Source organism: Paenibacillus xylanivorans, from assembly GCF_001280595.1.
GTDB classification, from domain to species: domain Bacteria; phylum Bacillota; class Bacilli; order Paenibacillales; family Paenibacillaceae; genus Paenibacillus; species Paenibacillus xylanivorans.
This window is the reverse complement of sequence record NZ_LITU01000065.1, coordinates 59,136-78,520: the sequence shown is the minus strand read 5'-3', so window position 1 is coordinate 78,520 and position 19,385 is coordinate 59,136. Positions and strand designations below refer to the sequence as shown.

The window sequence follows — 19,385 nt, the reverse complement described above, 5'->3', positions numbered from 1 at the left end:
CGCAACACCGCCATTACAGAAGGCTACAACGATTACGCTGCGTTCCAGTCTGTCTGCCCTTCGCTTCCGTCTGTGGGACGAAGAATCCAAGCAATTTATCAGCTTCGGTGAGCTCAAAACCTTATCCCGCAAGCCTTACGTTCAACCGCCTATTCGAGTAAACAACCAAGCGGGTCTGACAGAGAAGCCTTAACTCTGTCGGATTCGTTTTCTTGTATTCAGGCTGAAGTCATGCTACAGTCAGGCTAAGTTTGAGTACAATGCAAGTCCGAGGAGGAGAATTTTCATTCAAAAGTGGATGCAGCTCTTTTATAAAAATACAGGTTTAAATCCATATGTATGGCTCGTCTTTTTCATCCTACCCTTCTATTATATTTCGCAATATTCCAAATTGTGGCCCATGGTGGCGGGGATTTTCATCATTCTGTTCTTCTTCGTCTGTTATCTGCTTGCCTTCATCACGAAGGGCTGGCAGGTGTATATGTGGATTGGACTGCTGATCGCCATATCAATTACGATGACCATCGCCTATGATTATGCTTACTTCTCGTTGTTTCTTGCTTTTTTTATTGGGAATATTAAAAATAAAGCCGGTTTCTTCACCCTCTACTCGGTGAATTTGGCGGCCAGTTTTCTAACCATTAACTATAGTTTCATCAAGCAGAGCACTCTGCTGCTCAGTCAGTTTCCGTTTGTATTCATCAGTCTCATGGCATCCATCCTGCTCCCGATCAGCACGTATAACAAAAACAAACGGGAACAGCTGGAAGGCCAACTGGAGAATGCCAACAAACGGCTGGATGATCTGGTGAAAATGGAAGAACGGCAACGCATCGCACGTGATCTGCACGATACACTTGGACAGAAGCTCTCCCTTATTGGTCTAAAAACCGATTTGGCGAGGCGTCTGCTTCGCAACAATCCCGATCAGGCCGAGATCGAATTAAATGACCTGAGACAAACAGCAAGCACGGCCCTGAAGGAAGTTCGAGAGATGGTAACAACCATGCGTGGTACACAATTAGTAGATGAGCTATTCCGTGCCGAACAGATTTTGAAGGCGGCATCGATTGAATATGTACTGGAAGGCAATCCGAAATTGCAGGATACGTCTCAGCTGAATGAAAATGTGCTCGGCATGTGTCTGAAAGAAGCTGTCACGAATGTTGTCAAACACAGTCAGGCAGCGGTATGCACCATTCGTATTGAGGAAACGCTGGCCGATAATGTGCTGACGGTTCAGGATAACGGCGTCGGAATCGAACGTACCCGCAAACAAGAACGGCGCGGTACTGGAATCTTGGGTATGAAAGAACGACTTGAATTTGTTAACGGATGTCTGGATATTCGCTCCGGAGCAGGCTTGGAAGGTACAGGAGGTACAGGCATTGTCATCCATGTTCCCAAGCTAGTCCGCAAACCAATTAAGGAGGTTGAAGAATGATCAGGATCGTAATCGCCGAAGACCAGCGTATGATGCTGGGGGCCTTGTCTTCCCTGCTCAATTTGGAAGAGGATATGGAGGTAGTTGGGCGTGCAAGCAACGGACAGGAAGCTCTTGCTCTTGTCCGAGAGCACACACCCGACATCTGTCTGATGGACATTGAAATGCCCGTCAAAAGTGGCCTGGAGGCCGCTGAGGAACTTAAGGGCATGAACTGTAAAGTCATTATTTTGACAACCTTTGCCCGGACTGGCTATTTCGAACGCGCTCTGAAAGGCGGTGTACGCGGTTATCTGTTAAAGGATAGCCCCATCGAAGAACTGGCTGAAGCGATCCGTCAGGTCATGAATGGAAGACGTATTTTCGCTCCCGACCTGGTGGATGAGGCTTATGTACAAGAGAATCCGCTGACCGAACGTGAAAATGCCGTTCTCGGCCTAATGGCAGACGGCAAAAATACAAAGGAAATTGCCGGACATCTATTTATCACAACCGGCACCGTGCGGAATTACATCTCTATTATCCTCAACAAGTTAAATGCGAGTAACCGCATTGAAGCCATTACCCGTTCAAAGGAAAAAGGGTGGTTTAAATGAAAGTACCGCTTTAACCCACTGAAACATAAATAAGCAAGGCCCATCGAATGAATGATGGACCTTGCTTTTACAAAAATAGGCTGGTCTGGAGTACTCACTCCAGGCAAGCCTATTTCCTTTTGTAGTTTCATTTTAAATCCATACTATTTATTATTTTATAGAAACAACTATGCCCAAAGCTTCCAGAGGCACCTGATCGGTCTGGAGCTGATGAATCTGCTTGCCATCTTGCCAGGAAATCGTTACATTGACGCTTTTGCCACCGCTTGGGTACTCCACGTTCACGAAGCCCTTATCCTTTGGTACTGGCAGTGTATGGGACTCCAAGTATTCCACCATTCTCTTCGCAATCCCCGGATTATTCATTTTATCTTCGGAAACGGATCGAATTTGAAGCGTCCATCTCCCTTCTGTCCAAGTCAGATACTGACTGCCCGCCGCGCCTTCAGTCATGCCCTTGACGCCATGTCCCAGATCCACAGTCATGTCCTTAGGAATATCTTTCAAATCTGTCTCGGGGAAAATATCCGTGCTGTTCGGATCCTTATATGTCTTCACTTCATAGGATGCCAGAACAGGCGCCTTGCTGCCAGAGGCTGTCAACGAAGCATCATTTACCGCAACAGGCTGGTCAGTAGAATAAAAGTTAATGTGGAATGCATCTGAAGTATTCGATGTGATTGATGCAGTCAGATGTTTTCCCTTTTCCAAAGAAAATGAAGTAGGTAACGAAGCGTTTTTCATCTTCAACTGACTGCGAATGTCCTGAATGACGTCGTTCGAGCTTTGCTGGGCTTGACCGTTACTGCCCGTTTCCGGATTCGATGCTGATGTCTCGCTTCCTGCCGAACCTTCCGTGCCCGTTGTTCCTGTTGAATCTGTTCCGCTATCTTTCGTTCCACCGGAGAAATCCGCTCCTCCACTTCCTGACTGAGTCTGTTCGCCAACCGCAGGGGACGTGTTATCCGCTGATGATGGTTTGGTATCCTGACCACCACACCCTGCAAGAGCAAGCAGCACTGCTGTTGTCACAGGAATCGTCATCCATAATTTAGGTTTATTCATGTTGTTGTCCTCCTTGAAGCCGTTATTGAGATCAGCTTACATTGTTTGTCTAGTCAGGATTTTAACGTTTGTCATTCCAGAAATTCACGGGCTGCACTTTCTTCGTCAGCACTCCAAACTGGTATCCTTCTGCTTTCAGTGTTTTTAACACTTGCGGAAGTACTTTCAATGTCGCTTCTTGGTCGTGCATCAGTACCACAGGGGTGGTTCCGCTCTTTTGCACATTATGAATCTGCTTCATCACGCTGTTGTACACTTTCTGATGATCCTTCTTGTATTTCCAATCTTCGGAATCGACATTCCAATCCCACAGATGGAATCCACCCTGACCCAGAAGAACATTGCGATATGCAGGTTTGAGATACGGTTTGCTGCCATACGGAGTGCGAACGAGACTGGTTTTGACGCCTGCCACTTTGTTCAGACTTTCATTTGCCTGCTGCATTTCTTTCAAGCCGCTGTATGCGGATTTATAAAATTTGCCGGGAACATGCGTTACCCCGTGCAAGCCCAGTCCATGTCCGTCTGCAACAATACGCTTGGTGGCCTTCTGAAACTTCTCCATCTGAGGTCCAAGCATGAAGAATGTCGCTTTGGCATTGTATTGATCCAGAATATCCAGCAATTGTCCCGTATGGGCGGTCGGCCCATCATCGAAAGTCAGATATATAATCTTGGAGCTCGCTTTATTTCCAGCATTCTTGGATGCGGATGATGTAGCTGAAGCCGACTGCGGCAATAGCAATGGAATGATAAATAGAATAGCAAGTGCAGTGATGAACGTTTTACGAATATGTAGCATAATAAAAGTCTCCCTTATGTCTTGTATTTCCCCGGGTGTCGATGTTTCTCTCATTGCAGCCCTTGGCGATAATCCTAATACTATCAAAAAGAGTGCGTCCCATTCTCGCTTCAAATGCTACGTTCGAGTTACACTTTTGTCAGATTACCCAAAAAAATAAAACGAATTTGATAGATTTGCTCGAAAAATAACATCCGACGGGATAGATCAATGTTGACATATATTCTATTAACCCATATTGTGGCTTCTGATAGATTCATCACTGGAATTTATATAGAACAATCGAAAAATCTTAAAATGATATAACAAAAAAGCCTGCCCGAGAGCAGACTTTTCATATGTAGATCGATTTTCTTGTGACTTGGATCAATCCTAATTGCTTTGGTAACGCCGCTATTACTCCGCAGGAGGTGTGAACGAACGTTTACCAAATTCGGCGTCCAGCATGTAGAACGCATTGCTGTCTTTTTCGATTCGGCGCAACTTCTGGATGATATTGTCAAACAGAGCTTCCTCTTCGACTTGCTCATCGATGAACCATTTCAGGAAATACATTGTGGCATGTTCACGCTCATTCAGGGCAATGTCAGCCAGATTGTAGAATTTCTTCGTATTTTGCTGCTCGTGTGCATAACCGTGTTCAAACACATCCAGCATCGAAGCATATTCATTTTTCGGCTCTGGCAATGCAGCAAGGGTTGCGCGTTGTCCGCGGTCATTCAGGAATTTGTATATTTTCATCGCGTGGAACCGCTCTTCCTCTGCCTGTACGATGAAGAAGTTGGCAAATCCGTCCAGACTTTCGCCGGAACAGTATGCGGCCATCGCCTGATATACGTGAGCTGAATAAAATTCGAAGTTCATCTGTTCGTTCAAAGCTTCTGTCAACTCTTTACTCATTAGGGATACACCTCATTCTTTCTCTAGGGATGGTTTTATTTTATCATAACGTCCGCACGACTTACATTGAAATTTCTACAAAATTCGCCAATGACTGATTGCATCTCTTCATATATAATTACATAGTTCTCGCTCTAAAATCATTTTATTCTGGAAGGCAGGCCATTTTATTTCATGAACACATCTTCTTCGCAGCTCAAAAAAACCATAGGTATGCCGCAAGCTGTTGCGCTTTATATAAGTGCAGTTCTCGGTTCAGGTGTCCTTATTGTACCCGGACTTGCTGCCGAACTGGCAGGGCCGGCTTCACTTCTCGCCTGGGGAGGCATGGTGCTGCTGATTCTCCCGCTTGCCCTGTCCATGGGACTGCTCTCAGCCCGTTACCCCGACGCAGGAGGCGTGTCCCATTTCGTTACTCTCGCTTTCGGACAACGGGCAGGAGCCTTAGTTGGCTGGTTCTTTCTGATGTCTGTTCCCATCGGTGCTCCCGTGGCTGCCCTTACAGGTGCAGGTTATATGACAGCAGCACTTGGACTTGGTGATGGATATCGAACAGCGATCGCAGCTGCCATGCTCGCGGTTGGACTGATCATTAACATCGTGGGCATGCAGGTCGCCGGAAAGGTACAGATCGGCGTGGTGCTGGCGATTATTATCGTGCTTGTCATGGCATTTGTGTTCGCAATTCCGAATATGGAATCCATACATTACACACCATTTATGCCGAATGGTTGGGTAAGCATCGGTCAGGCTGGTGCCATTCTGTTCTGGTGTTTTATCGGTTGGGAAGCTGTATCTCACCTGTCTGAGGAATTTACTGATCCACGCAAGGCGGCCATTAAAGGCGTAACGATCGCAGCCATCATTGTGGGAGTGCTCTATTTCCTGACCGCACTCGCAACTGTAGGTACCCAAAGCTACCTTCATGGCGGAGCAGATGTCTCTCTTGTATGGATTATAAGTCAGGCTCTTGGCTCCTGGGGAGGGATACTTGCAGGTTTGACCGGCATCTTTATTTGCACAGCTACGGTTATTGCATATGCTGGTGCCGCATCACGGGTTGCCTATGCACTGGCAAGAAAAGGAGCTGCCCCGCAATGGATGTCCCGCTTGTCCAGTCGGTACCATACACCGATTGCAGCAATCGGTTTCCTGGCCATCTGTTTTACTCTCGTGTTAGGCATATACGGATCAGGTCTGGTGTCACTCACGACACTTATTCAGCTGCCCAATGCAACGTTTATTCTCACCTATCTGGGCGGATGTGCAGCCGGAATTCGATTACTCAAGGGCAGTCGTACTGGGGTAACCATCAGCTGGATTTCCTTTGTAGCCACAGCCATTGTGTTCCCTTTTGCCGGGTGGGCCGTTCTCTACCCCGTGGTGATCGTCGTTCTCTACGGACTTCTCATCCGCAAACGACAACACAATATATAAACAAAAAAAGCTCTGCCGCGATGGCAGAGCTTCCTTCATTCATTGGGAATAAACTATTATACCAAGAATGCTTTGGAGATGATAACCAACAGGATGAACAGAACCAGAATGGCACCTACAGAAGTAAAACCTCCGTATCCGTAGCCTCTTCCTTCTCCACCTAATACTTCGCTCATTGACCGTACCTCCTCTGCAACTGGTATGGGTTATCTTATGCAGGGAGTACGGATTTGACAGGGCGGATGACCCCATTGTTCAAATCTGTTTCTTAATCTCCGTTCAGTATCGGGGAGAATCAATACGCATAATATCCAGGAAAGGCACTTTGGCCGTAAATTCCTCTTCCGTATACTCCACATGCACAAGCCGGGTACGTGGATCCAGCTTGACGATGACCCCATGAACCTGGTCTTCCTTGCCCCATACCGTCAGCAATACTTCCGAACGTTCACGAAATGCTTCGACCAGCTGGTTTCCGAGCTCTTCCAGCTCGAATTCATCCCGCGTTGGTCTTTTTGCCACTTTTGCTTTTGCCAATTTGGCGGCCTCCTCTACAGCTAATCAGGCGCCCCCTATTCCGAAGGGTGTTGCCGAAGTCAGATATTATAAGTATACCATTCATTCACGTTCGTGTAATGTCATGACTCCAAAATGAAGCAAAAAATCCCTTACATTTACAGGTAAAAGTTATTGTCTCCCCATTATTCATCACCATCTTCAACAATAATGGTGTATACATTCGAAGTAGACTGTCCTGAATGCTTCTGACCGTTCCACTCGTAGGTATACATTGCAGTTACTGAACCCTGCTGGATTCCCAGTTGTTCAGAGGAGGATATTTGTGCAACGTAGGTGATCCATCTCTCTGCTCCAGGTTCCAATTCACCCAAATGTAAATATCTTGGCGAAGAGTACTCTGAAACGATCGCCCGTCCCCGAACTTCCTCTTCCCCGATCCATTTGGCGCCTGGTGGAAGTACATCAGCCAATCGCACCCGCGCAGGCCAGGACCCTGTGTTGGTCACATGTACATGAAAGGTTACATTTCCTCCCCTTTCGATCAGATCAGGCTTCACTTCCACATGGACCGAGATGATGGGAACCTTCAACTGAATGACAGCCGAATTGGAGGATATTATTCGCTGCACGGAACGGGAATCTGGTAAGCGAAATGTATAGTTCAGGCGAGCCTGATTTATCAGCTCGAAGACTTCAGGAACATCCTGCTCCTGCTCTGTAAGATTCACTTCAAATTGGATATTAACCGTGGATCGTGCAGTCAGCGTCCCCAGATTGATGCCTTTGACCGGACTTGTTCCAGGCCGCTTTACACCATTCCACCCGAGACTTCCCTCGACATAGCGCATGCCTGGCGGAAGAAAATCCGTCACGATAGCATCCACAGCAAATGAACCTTCATTGTTTACCGTTAGCTGGTATTGAACGGTATCCCCAGGAGTAGCAATGGACGGGTTTACACTTTTTGCAATCGAAATCCGGGGCTGAATGACTTGCAAAGTTGCTACGTTCGAGTATACAGTCTCCAAATTTTCATCTGAAACATACTCTAACACTGCCTGGATTGTTAAGTTCTCGGCTATGCTCCCTCCTGTTACCTGTACTCGAAATTGAATTGGCACCGTTCTTCCGGGCAATACCTCGCCTATCCAAATTCCGGAATCAGGCGTCGTCTCGGGAACAAAAATCTCATTCACTATGACACTTCCCGGTAGAAATTCAATGCCTTTGGGCAATGGGATCGTTACACTGGCATCGTTTCCTATTATAAAACCCGGATTGCTCACCAAGAGGTTGTAAGTGACGATATCCCCGACAAAGGTCTGTACACGATCTGCATTCAAAACCAACGACAGACTCGACGAGACCAGGTTTACTTCTACCACGTTGGATTTCTCTTCCCCCTCAACCGTTCGCCCTTCCGGCGTCACAAACTCATAATGTACCTTCGCTTGATTCACCAGTTTTAGGGCCGGTGGGAGACCGACGATGATCACCTGGAAATGAATTCGCAACGTCATTCCGGGTGCGACTTCCTGTGCCGGAACCCCTCTCTCCGGTGATACTCCCGGTAGCGGAGTCCCATCCCGAAGCACACTATTGGGAAGAAGTGAAGTTTCCGATGAGAGCGAATCCAGCACATAGACCATGGCAGGACAATTACCGGAATTCATAATTTCGATCAGGTAGGTCAGCGTCTGCCCCAGAGCAGCCTCAGCGATGTTGCAAAACTTGTGAACTTCCAGCCTGGGGCCGATCCATGGTGTAACTACCGTATTGGAATAGGCCACCTGTTCCAGTTCAGTCGTACCCGAGCTGAATCGAACCAGTGACTGATTCTGTAGCGAGTGGGACAACGGACCGGAAGACAAGCTCATATCACCACGACCTCTACTCTGAATGTAACGGTAACTGAAGCACCGATAGCAATCGAACCGAGCGTTATTCCTGTATTCGGATTCCCGGTAGGCCTTGCCACGCCATCCACCGTAACACTTCCAGGTACAAATACGGTGCCTGTTGGTACAGGGTCTACCATGACCACGTTATTGACCACTTCGATGCCACTATTGGTTACCACAACCGTATAGGTGATCACATCGCCGACAACAGCATCAACTGCACTTGTGCTTTTGGCAACAACAACATTTGGTGCAGATACAGGAATCACCAGAACGTTGGAGGATACTGTGCCCGTCAACTGACGCCCATCCGGCGGACTAAATGTATAATTGGCCACTGCCTGATTGACCAGCTGCTGATTCTGCGGCAATGAATCCACTGTAACTTCAAGGGTGACCGTTACATTAACGGACCCTCCTGGAGGTATGGTGCCAACAAGAATCCCAGTCTCCGGATTCGCACCTGGCTGTGGAACACCATCAATCAGGACGCTGTTGGGAAGTAGTACTGCTCCATTCGGAATATTATCCGTAAGTGTCAAATTGGCTGCTAAATTTCCACTGTTGGAAATGGAAAAAGAATAGGTAATTATGTCACTGATGGTCGCATTGGACGTACTCGCTGTTTTGGTTACGGCAATAATCGGCTGATAAATTGGCGTTACCACGGTATTCGAATAGGCCGCTCCCGAGAAGACACCCGATGTGAAACTTACCGATGACTGACTGCTCACTTGCGGTGGTGCAGGCAGCGTATTGACACGTACCGCATACGATACCGCTACAGATGCTCCAGGTGCCAAGGAACCAAGCGCTATACCCAGTGCCGGGTTTGCCGAGAGACGCGGAACGCCGTTCACCAGGACACTGCCGGTGACAAAGGTCACAGCTAAACTGATAGGATCGGTTAACACGACGTTGTTGACAGGATCAATCCCGTTATTGGTCACAACCATTTCATATACAATCGTATCACCCACCACGGCATCGATTACCGGTGTCGTCTTAACGACACTGACATTCGGAGCAGACACCTGAATATTGAGAGAATTGGACGATAGACTGCCTCCCAGTGTTCTTCCATCTGGCAACGTGTAGGAATAGGTTGCTGAAGCCTGATTGGTTATCGACTGGCTCAAAGGAAGGGTGATGATCACGACTGAGAACATGACCATAGTTGTTGTGGAGACTACGCCCAGCGGAATCCCTGAAGCCGGATCGGCTCCTGGTGCCGATGCCCCATTAATAATGACGCTATTTGGCACAAGTTCGGTTCCTGCGGGAATGGTATCGGTTAACGTGACAGATGCCCCATAGTTCCCTGCATTGGAGATGGCAATGCTGTACACAACGGTATCCCCTACTGTAGCTATAGCCTGGTCTCCCGTTTTGACCGCCGACAAAATCGGCTGATAAACCGATGTTGTAACCGTATTGGAGAATGTAGTTGCCGAGAACACACCTGATGTAAAGCTTACCGTGGACTGGTTATTCAGCACCGCACTGGTCGGGAGTGCTGTAACCTGCACACTAAACACAACGGTTACGGTAACTCCTGGTGCGATCGAACCAAGCGTTATTCCGGTAGAAGGGTTGGCTCCTGGTCGAAGAACACCATCTACAAACACGCTGTTTGCTGTAAGAACCGTACTTGTTGGCACTGCATCCGTGAAGACCACATTGCTGACAGTCGCAATTCCGTTATTGGTTACTGCGATGCTGTACGTTACGACATCACCAACGGATACAGCCGTAGATGTCGTCGATTTCACCACATCGACATCCGGAGCCGAGACCGAAATGGTCAGCACATTGGATAGAACAGATCCAGTAATGTTCCGGCCGTCCGGCAATGTAAAGGAAAGAGCGACCGAAGCCTGATTCACCAGCTGTTGTGGGGTTGGCAAGGTATCAATAACCACGGAAAAGGTAATCGTTGTTGTTGCCCCGGCAGCGACGGTGCCTGCCGGAATGCCAGTTGCGGGATTGGCGGCAGGTAATAGTTGACCATTCACAATGACACTGTTCGGAACAAGAATGGTTCCCGCAGGGATGTTGTCCGTCAGGTTAAGCTGGGCACCATAGTTCCCCTGATTGGTGATGGTAACCGTGTAACTGACGGTATCCCCAACGGTAGCGTTTTGTGTACTGGCCGTTTTTTGTGCTGAGAGAATGGGCTGGAATTCCGGTGTAACCACAGTATTTGAGAAGGTTGTACTTGAGAATGCTCCCGAGGTAAAACTGACTGTGGATCGATTGCTTAATTGACCGCTTGGTGGGATTGCGTTGACATTGATACTAAAAGTGACAGTAGCGGACGCTCCGGGAGCGAGCGTACCGAGCGATATCCCCCCTGCCGGATTGGCACCGGACTGCACCACCCCATTCACTGTGACACTGCCTGCCACAAAGGAGGCTCCAGTAGGGATCGGATCTGAAAACTGAATATTGTTTACTGGCTCTATTCCGCTGTTCGTTACCAGAATGGAGTAAGTGACTGTATCTCCTATGGCAGCCGCAGTCGAAGCTGTGCTTTTAACCACGGTAACGTTTGGCGAGGAGACTGGAAATGTCAGTGTATTTGAAGTGGCTGTTCCTGTTAACGTTCGTCCGTCAGGAGGTGTGAATGTAAAAGATGACGTAGCAAAATTGCTAAGTTGCTGCGGAGATGGAAGTGAATCCACAACAACCGCGAACGTGACGACAGCTGTCGCTCCCGCAGCCACATTTCCTACTGGTATGCCCGCTCCAGGTGTCACTCCCGGCTGGGGCACTCCTGAAACCACAACGCTGTTGGATACAAACGTAGTCGCAGCAGGGATAGTATCCGTCACCGTGACATTTGCCGCCAGGTTGCCTGCATTGCTGACAGTTACCGTGTATACAACCGTATCACCTACGGTCGCATTTACTGTATTCGCCGTTTTGACGAGTGAAATTTGCGGTTGTATGACCGGAGTCTGTGTTGTATTGGACGATGATGACCCTGAAAATGAACCGGATGTGAAGCTGACCGTCGACTGATTGTTAATCTGCGAAGGGATCGGCATAGTAATCGTCACCTCAAAAGTTACGGTAACCTCGGCTCCTGGCGCCAAAGTACCGATTGGAATGCCGGCGGTCGGATTGGAGAGCGGGAACGAACTCCCGTTCACAATGACGCTTCCGGGTACAAATGGGGTATTCGGAGGAAGAGGGTTGACATATACCACATTGTTAACTGCTACGGTTCCGTTGTTGCGAATAACAGATGTGTATCGAATGACATCCCCGACTACGCCGTACTCTACATTATCACTGTTTACAATCGATACATTGGGCAGGGATACAGGAATGTTAATGGTGTTCGATGACATGAAACTGGCAACCGTTCTCCCACTTGGAAGAGTGTATGCGAATGATGCTACTGCCTGATTAGTCAACTGTCTTGAATCAGGCAAACTTGTGACCGTTGCAACGAAGGTAACCGTTGCGCTTGATCCTGCAGAGATCGACCCCAGACTGATTCCTGTTGCCGGGCTAACACCCGGTGTAGGTACACCATTAATAATGACGCTGTTCGTACTGAATACAGCTCCCGCAGGAATCGGATCTGTCAAGGTAACTGTTGCGGCAATATTGCCTGAATTGTTGACTTGGATGGAGTAATTGAAGGAATCCCCTACTGTCAAATTGGATGTGCTAGCTGTTTTCGCTACTTGGATCACTGGCTGATATATCGGTGTATTCACCGTAACGGACGAAGATACGCCATTGAAACTGCCTGACGTAAATGCTGCACTTGCCCGGTTGCTGACTGAACCCGTGGACGGAACGGATGTCACTCTTGTTTGATAGGTCACCGTTACGCTGCTCGAGCTGGTCAAGGTTCCCACAGCAATACCCGAAACCGGACTTGCACTTCCGGCAGCAGTTCCATTGATAGTGACACTGCCTGGTACGAACTCGGAGCCGGACGGCGTATCCGAGATCACGAGATTTTGTACTGCACTAGTTCCCGCGTTTGTTGCAATAACCGTATAGGTAAGTACATCTCCTACAGTTGCATCCGGCGTGTTTACTGTTTTGCTAATAGAGATATTGGGGGCCGACGCAGATATGCGTACGATATTGGATTGGCTGCTGCCTGAGAGATTCCGTCCACTCGGAAGCTGGTACGTATAACTAGAAGTCCCCTGATTCTCCAGTGTTGGCGGAGATGGGAGTGTAGTAAGTGTGGCTCGGAATACAACCGTTGCAGTTGCTCCTGGCAGGAGACTTCCCAGCGTTATTCCGGTTAACGGGCTGGTTCCGGGACGTGCAGCACCATTCACGGTTACTGAATTGGGGACAAACGTCAGGCCTACTGGAATCGTATCGGTCACCGTTACTTGAGCCCCTAAGTTTCCAGTGTTTGTCACCACTAGTGTATATGCAAGCTGATCTCCCAGTGTCGCATTCGTTTGAGTCGCCGACTTGTTGATGCCAATGATCGGCTGATATACAGGGGTTGTGATGGAATTGGAGTTGGAAATCCCCGTGAACGAACCCGAGCTATAAGACACTACGGCTCGGTTGACTAGCGAACTTGAAGCAGGCAGGGACTGCACATTAACCTGAAACGTCACCGAAGCAGAACTTCCGGCTGCCAGCGTTCCTAGCGAAATTCCACTGCTCGGATTGGCCGATGGTACGACAGTTCCTCTGACGGTCACACTGCCGGGTACGAATGTAGTTCCAACGGGAAGAGAATCCGTGAGTACCACATTGTTAATCACCTGGATGCCGCTGTTGGTCGTAACTATGGTGTACGTAAATGTCTCCCCTACTGCAACATCAGTGACTGATGCCGATTTTACCGTGGTTACATTGGGCAAAGTAACGGGAATCGTCAAGGTGTTCGAGGCTAATGTGCCGTTAATAGTGCGACCGTCAGGAGAGTTGAAAGAATAGGAGGCCGTGGCCTGATCCACAAGGGTTGGAGGCGTGGGCAAGCTTGTTACAATTACCTGGAAGGTTACGGTATTTGTACTTCCTGCCGCGAGACTCCCCAAATTAACGCCAGTCGCAGGATTGGCACCTGCAATCACATTTCCATTCAATCGGAAGCTGCCAGCCACGTAAGAGCTGCCACTCGGGATGTTATCCGTTAATGTCACGTTGGCAGCAACATTCCCCCCGTTGTTCACCTGAAGCGTATACGTGACCTGGTCACCCACCGTGGCGTTGGTTGTGCTCGCCGACTTCACAATGGATAGATTGGGTGAATAAACAGGAAGTGTAGAGTTATTGGACGGAATTACTCCCGTAATCACTGAGCCTCCTGCCACACTTTGAAACGTAAAGGCAGCATTCGCTGAATTCACCAGCTGCAATATGCTTGCATCCTGACCAATGAGCGCACGGTAGGTTACAACGATACTGTTGGATAGGTTTAATGAACCAAGCGGAATGCCGGTGGTCACATCGAGTGTTGGGCGGGACACACCAGCGACCGTTACACTCCCTGGAATGAAGGTGAGACCTGCAGGAAGTGAATCGGATAACACAACGCTCGCCGCGCTGGCTGTACCTGCATTACTGACGGTAACGGTGTAGAGTATGCTATCTCCCGCTACCGCACCTGAGGCAACAGATGCCTTCGCTACTGTAATTTTGGGTGCATTGATATCAACCTGAATCGCATTGGCGTTGACAATGTAGGCATCCCCGGAGGTCGTTAACGTTAACACCGCAGAAGACTGGTTGTTGATCAGTCTCGCTGACACATCCACATTGGTAATATCCCAGCCTTGACGTCCGCCGATAATATTGGTGCCTGGGGCGCCGTTCGTCTGGTTCCGCGTTCCGAAAGTTCCTGTTGTATTAAGTGCTCCAGTATCTCCGTTGATTTGGGAAGCAAAAAAGTTCGCAGCCAGATTGTTTGGTCCGGACAAGGCAACCGAAGTTGCCGAGGTCGGCCCGAATAATGCCTGATCCCCAGTCCGGTTCGCGTCCCCCTCCTGCGCACTGAACAGGGCTCTCCCTCCCAATGCACCAGAAAGCGGAGTGGCAAATCCAGTCAGTGTGGTAACAACTGGCGCCGAGGTAGACTGGACGAGTACTCCACCTGCACGTAAGGACATGTTGCGAAAGGGCAGGCTGGGGTTCTGATAAATGACTCCAAGTGTCCAGCCTGCATGATTGGCTGTAGCATCATTAGTGATGACAATCGTTCCTACAACTGCTCCGGTGGTATATGTACCGGCTCCCCCATTTTGTACAAGCGAAGTAACATTGGCTGAACGCACATAGCCGGCAGCGCCGTTCCCCAGATCAAATTGATTATAAGTAGCTGGGTCAGGAGTAACACTGGATGTACCTGCTGGTGTAATAAACGTAACCGGATTGTTGATTGCAGCACTCAGATTGACTGTCCCATTGATGTAACTTCCACCCCAGATCAATTCTGCATACAAGACAGTGCTGCCAACAGGAAGAACGAGTATCGCCGCTGAACTGTTGCTCTGATACAGGCTCGTGGTTCCCAGCGGATAGGTTCCGTACTGGACGGAGGCGTTGGTTGTCGTAAAAGCTCCAATACTGTCCTGTGTTCCGGGTACTCCGGCTGTTTCCGAACGACTCAGTCCAAGCGTATTGCCTGTAAATGTAATTGCTCCCGTAGCATTAACGGTTGAACGAACGACAAGAGGAATTGATCTCACCTCCCCTTCATCATAATTGCAATCATATGAATTGGAGCCTTCCTACACAGTCTATGAGCCTAATTCGGATTTTTGTTTGTCCTAAATAAGAACTTTATGCTCTTTGCACTTATGTAAGCTTTGTTTTCATTTACAAATTAAATGATTTGCGTTTCGCACAATGTGTTTTATAATCAGGTAATACGAGAGTAATCTGTCGTATCATTATGATGCAGTCAGCGGTGATATATTGAAGAGTTTCCATATGCATAACAGCCATATCCCAACAGATTACGAATTCAAGCATTCTAAATGGATTAAAAAAATGCTTCGAGCTTACTGGCTCGTCGTTTTAACGCATGTTGTCATTCAAATAGGCTGCTTTCTTTTTCTCGATTATGATCGAACTCCGGAAGATTTCATGATCCATGTTTTATTTTGGCCTACATTAGCCAGCGCTTTAGCCATTCTGATCGCCAGTTGGGTGGAACGCCGGTTCAGTTCGTTTTCCTTCTACTCCATGTCCATGGCGAGCACGGTGATTGCCTGGTCCATCATTCATGTCAATTACGATATTCGCATTATATTGGCCATATGTCTTTTGCCGATCTTTGCTTCGGTTCTGTTCTTCAACAAAAAAAGGGTATGGACGGTATGCCTCATGCAGATGATTGGCTATGTCATCGTACTCTGCGACCCAGCCTACAGGCTGTACTTATCTTCGTTTGACATGGTTTCCATTCCGGCTTTCCTCATTGTAGGTACATATGTTGCGCAACTCATAGTTATAAGCGGGGTTGAGGTACTGGATGATCTTCAGGCCAGTATGCTTGCCAAGCAGGATCTGATTGTGCGAAACGCAATTATGAGCAAGCAGTCCAAGACAGACGGGTTAACCAATCTGTATAATCAAAGCTCCTTTAAGGACTACTATGAAAAAGCATTTGAGTATGCCAATAATGGCATGAGTCTTCATTTGGCATTGATTGATATTGACAATTTCAAGTCAATTAATGATACATATGGTCATCGGGTTGGAGACGTCATTCTGGAAAGAGTATCCCTGGTCATTCAGGAGAACGTCACATCAAGCGATATTGCCGCGCGTTATGGGGGCGAGGAATTCGCACTGCTGATGTTCGAACAGTCTTTCGAGCAGGCATATACCTTGGTCGAGCAGATCCGTAAGAAAATCGCCCGTCTTGTTCATCCGGAGCTGGAAGGAGCATATATTACGGTAAGTGTCGGACTCCAAAGTTATAGCCCCAATCTGTCCAAGGACAAGTTGTTTGAAGAAGTCGATGCGTGCCTATATACCGCCAAACGGACAGGGAAAAATAAAACGGTAACATCCCTCGACTTGTCTTTAACCGTTGAAGAAAACAATTAAAAAAGTTGTGCTGCTCACCGAAACCCCGGTGTCACAGCACAACTTTTCTTTATTAGTCTTTATAACACCTTTAGGTTAACTCTGCCCATTCCCAGCGATGCGTATTTTGCTCCAGCTTCGGGTGGAGCTTAACGGGCTCTCCATCAATAATCAGACGCACTTCCTTAATCCAATCTTTGAATGAGTCAAATGATGCGAACAGATTCGCCAACTCCACCGTGAGATACAAGAAATGGGGAGCGGGGTATTCTTCTGCCATATGACGCAGAGCTGCTTCGATCGGCGTATACTTCTTCCGCTTGCCTTCCCAGCCCTCCACCCGTACACGGGAGGATGCATGCTCCCTTCTCCAGTCATGAAGGCGGTCTTCCCTTTTGTAAAATGGCTGCACACCATCCTTGCTCATTCGCTTCACCGTATTCTCATGCAGCGGATAAAGCACAAGTTGCACAAAAGAACGTCTGTCCGCAATAGCAGCGGCCCGTTCAAGCTGTTCATCCGTTACATGCTCAAATGAATCATAAAAAATTAGCGTGCCTTTCCGGGTAGCTGGGGGCGGCTCGTAGCCATAGGGTACATTGGTATATTTTCCAGACATCTCATCGCTCCTTGCCTGTATGCTGATCAGTTACCTCATACTACTTTATATTATATTATCCATTAGCTGTGTTCTTCAATTCTGGATAGAATGTCATTCTATTTTTGCCCGCACGTTTGGATTCATACAGTGCCTCATCTGCCATGCGAATAATTTCACTCGGATTGCCACTGTTTGTAGGATACTCGGCGCCTCCAATGCTGCAGCCAATATGAATCCGCTCATATTCAATAATAAACGGCTTATTTAGGTTCTGTATGACATCTTCTGCATAAGTACGTGCTTCTTCTCTTGGATTGATTCCCACAGAACGGAGAACAATAAGGAACTCATCTCCGCCGAGCCTTACCGTGATTCCCTTGTCCTGACTAAGACTGGTCAAACGCTGAGCCACTTTCTGCAACAGAATATCTCCGATCTGATGTCCCAGGGTATCATTAACGCTTTTGAATCCATCCAGATCAAGGTAAAGGAACGTTAACGTATGATTTTCACTTTCCAGCTCCAGAGATTCTTCCAGATAGAGTTCGAGTGCTGTTCGGTTCGGCAGTCCGGTCAATTGGTCGTAGTGTGCCAGATTCTGCATAACAACCAGTTCAGAATCTTTATTCGTTAGCGAAGTCAACATTTCTCCCAGTGAACGCGATAACACTTCAATTTCCCTAAAGCCTCGATTTTCCGGAATCAGTACTTGTTCTCCAGCACCAAGTTGATTCGCTACTTGAGTTAGCCGTGCAATCGGAGCCGAGATCTGGCGGGAAATCAGCCAGCCGATCAGTGCAAACAGCACCGTAACCAAGAGTCCTGCCCACACATTGAACCATAGCATGTCGGTCACGGAAGAAAAGGCTGTTGACTTGAGCTGACGAATAACCACCGTCCATCCAAGACCGGGATAATCCAGATGCCCCTGGCTGGTCGCAAATCCTGTAACATATTCTATCCCATCCGGCCACCGTTCTATGGACCAGGTGCTTTTGTTCAGTCTCGCCCCTTCTATGCCCGATAGCTTCAAAGGACGACCAATCCATTCTTTTGGACCAAGCAGCACCGTATTTTCCTTTTGGCTGACAATAAACATCTCGATGTCCTTTTCCTCATGTTTCAGCGGTTCCAGGACACTATCCTCCATCTCCTTCGCCCAGGCCCAGCTCAAATGTGCGGCAAGTACGCCAGCAATCTCTCCGTTCTTATATTTCACCGGAAAGCTGATATCGAGAAATTGCAGCGGTTCTCCGGTAGGATTGGGAAGCAGCTTCGCCAGAAGGACTGCATCATGGACATCTCCAATAAATTCACCCTTAATTCCCTCCTGGTACACGGGTCGTTCCGATAAATTTTCGCCGCGCAATATGCCGTCTGTAGAAGCCAGCACTTTTCCTTTCGGATTCATGAATCCAACCCATGAAAATGTGGGAAAGCTATCTTGAAGCTGATCGATCAGCTGCTGCATTTCGGCAGGCTGGAAACGGTCTTTCAGGGCAATCATTCGGCCCAGAAGACCCAGCTCGCCTGAACGCGACCACATGAAGCGATCCAGCTTGTCTGAAGTCTGTGAAGCCGTGCTGATGAGGGAATGACCAATCTCCGTCTCGACAGCAATGGATGATTTTTGGCTGAGAATATAACCAATCGTGAGTGTAACCAGCAGGGATAACACAGCGAAGGTCATCGTGAGAACAGTTTTAAGCTTGAATGACATAACTTCCTCCAATAAACGGTGAAACCAGCTTGCTTTTTTCAACATCATTCATGTTGTTAAGAACCACGGAATGTCACCTATTCGTTTTCATCTTTATCGGAAATAATGTCTTTTTTCATTATACACATCCATACAATATGGGAACGCTATTTGCACCGTGTTTCTTCCATTCAAAGAATAGTCACGATTCTGTATATACATACTTGGGTTATGAATATAGAGAGCAAGCATGCTCACTGAGCCATGTGGGCACTGTTTGCCACAACGAAGAGCATTAGAAATTCAGTCATTGGGGGTGTAATGTTGAGCCTGCTTCATGTTGCTGTGATTCTGCCTTTTGCCGCTGGTATTGTACTTGCCATGCTGCAT

At 47.9% G+C, this 19,385-nt stretch carries 13 protein-coding genes and 1 pseudogene; 5 read left to right on the top strand and 9 right to left on the bottom strand.

Going from position 1 to position 19,385, the window contains the following annotated elements; translation table 11 throughout:
• The 3 genes and pseudogenes from AMS66_RS33845 to AMS66_RS17695 all read left to right on the top strand — a co-directional run.
• Nucleotides 1–193, top strand: a pseudogene (locus AMS66_RS33845) (fatty acid desaturase); the annotation flags it as partial.
• Between the two features lie 93 nt (nt 194–286).
• Entirely contained in the window at nt 287–1,444 is a 1,158-nt protein-coding gene (locus AMS66_RS17700; protein WP_053782058.1) for a sensor histidine kinase, read from the top strand.
• The gene (locus tag AMS66_RS17695; RefSeq protein WP_053782057.1) at nt 1,441–2,040 is read left to right on the top strand and encodes a response regulator transcription factor; all 600 of its coding nucleotides are present in this window, start codon (nt 1,441–1,443) and stop codon (nt 2,038–2,040) included. The genes AMS66_RS17700 and AMS66_RS17695 overlap by 4 nt, the downstream gene beginning before the upstream one ends.
• Before the next feature lie 150 nt (nt 2,041–2,190).
• Here AMS66_RS17695 and AMS66_RS17690 read toward each other — a convergent pair whose 3' ends face one another.
• From AMS66_RS17690 to AMS66_RS17680, 3 genes are all read right to left on the bottom strand, one after another.
• Nucleotides 2,191–3,105, bottom strand: coding sequence for a hypothetical protein (locus AMS66_RS17690; RefSeq protein WP_053782056.1), 915 nt, complete (start codon nt 3,103–3,105; stop codon nt 2,191–2,193).
• 61 nt (nt 3,106–3,166) lie between these two features.
• Nucleotides 3,167–3,907: a polysaccharide deacetylase family protein gene (locus tag AMS66_RS17685; protein WP_053782055.1), complete on the bottom strand. Its 741-nt coding sequence runs from the start codon at nt 3,905–3,907 to the stop codon at nt 3,167–3,169.
• Nucleotides 3,908–4,303: 396 nt separating this feature from the next.
• Nucleotides 4,304–4,807 (bottom strand): ferritin, encoded by a 504-nt coding sequence (locus AMS66_RS17680; protein WP_053782054.1) that lies wholly within the window; start codon nt 4,805–4,807, stop codon nt 4,304–4,306.
• Nucleotides 4,808–4,981: 174 nt separating this feature from the next.
• On the opposite strand from AMS66_RS17680, the gene AMS66_RS17675 reads away from it, so the two are divergent.
• On the top strand, nt 4,982–6,244 hold the full coding sequence (locus AMS66_RS17675) for an amino acid permease (protein WP_053782053.1): 1,263 nt from the start codon (nt 4,982–4,984) through the stop codon (nt 6,242–6,244).
• A 56-nt stretch (nt 6,245–6,300) separates the two neighbouring features.
• Here AMS66_RS17675 and AMS66_RS17670 read toward each other — a convergent pair whose 3' ends face one another.
• From AMS66_RS17670 to AMS66_RS17655, 4 genes are all read right to left on the bottom strand, one after another.
• On the bottom strand, nt 6,301–6,420 hold the full coding sequence (locus tag AMS66_RS17670) for a dihydroorotate dehydrogenase (protein ID WP_105409415.1): 120 nt from the start codon (nt 6,418–6,420) through the stop codon (nt 6,301–6,303).
• Between the two features lie 103 nt (nt 6,421–6,523).
• Nucleotides 6,524–6,781, bottom strand: coding sequence for a YolD-like family protein (locus AMS66_RS17665; protein ID WP_053782051.1), 258 nt, complete (start codon nt 6,779–6,781; stop codon nt 6,524–6,526).
• Nucleotides 6,782–6,945: 164 nt separating this feature from the next.
• Nucleotides 6,946–8,640: a DUF11 domain-containing protein gene (locus AMS66_RS17660; protein WP_053782050.1), complete on the bottom strand. Its 1,695-nt coding sequence runs from the start codon at nt 8,638–8,640 to the stop codon at nt 6,946–6,948.
• Nucleotides 8,637–15,347, bottom strand: a complete 6,711-nt coding sequence (locus AMS66_RS17655; protein WP_053782049.1) for a DUF7507 domain-containing protein — start codon at nt 15,345–15,347, stop codon at nt 8,637–8,639. The genes AMS66_RS17660 and AMS66_RS17655 overlap by 4 nt, the downstream gene beginning before the upstream one ends.
• A 400-nt stretch (nt 15,348–15,747) precedes the next feature.
• Here AMS66_RS17655 and AMS66_RS17650 point away from each other — a divergent pair, with 400 nt between their 5' ends.
• The gene (locus AMS66_RS17650) at nt 15,748–16,716 is read left to right on the top strand and encodes a GGDEF domain-containing protein (RefSeq protein ID WP_330219329.1); all 969 of its coding nucleotides are present in this window, start codon (nt 15,748–15,750) and stop codon (nt 16,714–16,716) included.
• 70 nt (nt 16,717–16,786) lie between these two features.
• Here AMS66_RS17650 and AMS66_RS17645 read toward each other — a convergent pair whose 3' ends face one another.
• Together AMS66_RS17645 and AMS66_RS17640 are read right to left on the bottom strand one after the other, a co-directional pair.
• The gene (locus AMS66_RS17645; RefSeq protein ID WP_053782048.1) at nt 16,787–17,314 is read right to left on the bottom strand and encodes a hypothetical protein; all 528 of its coding nucleotides are present in this window, start codon (nt 17,312–17,314) and stop codon (nt 16,787–16,789) included.
• Nucleotides 17,315–17,369: 55 nt separating this feature from the next.
• Nucleotides 17,370–19,064, bottom strand: a complete 1,695-nt coding sequence (locus AMS66_RS17640) for a sensor domain-containing diguanylate cyclase (protein WP_236703487.1) — start codon at nt 19,062–19,064, stop codon at nt 17,370–17,372.
• Nucleotides 19,065–19,385: the final 321 nt, after the last annotated feature.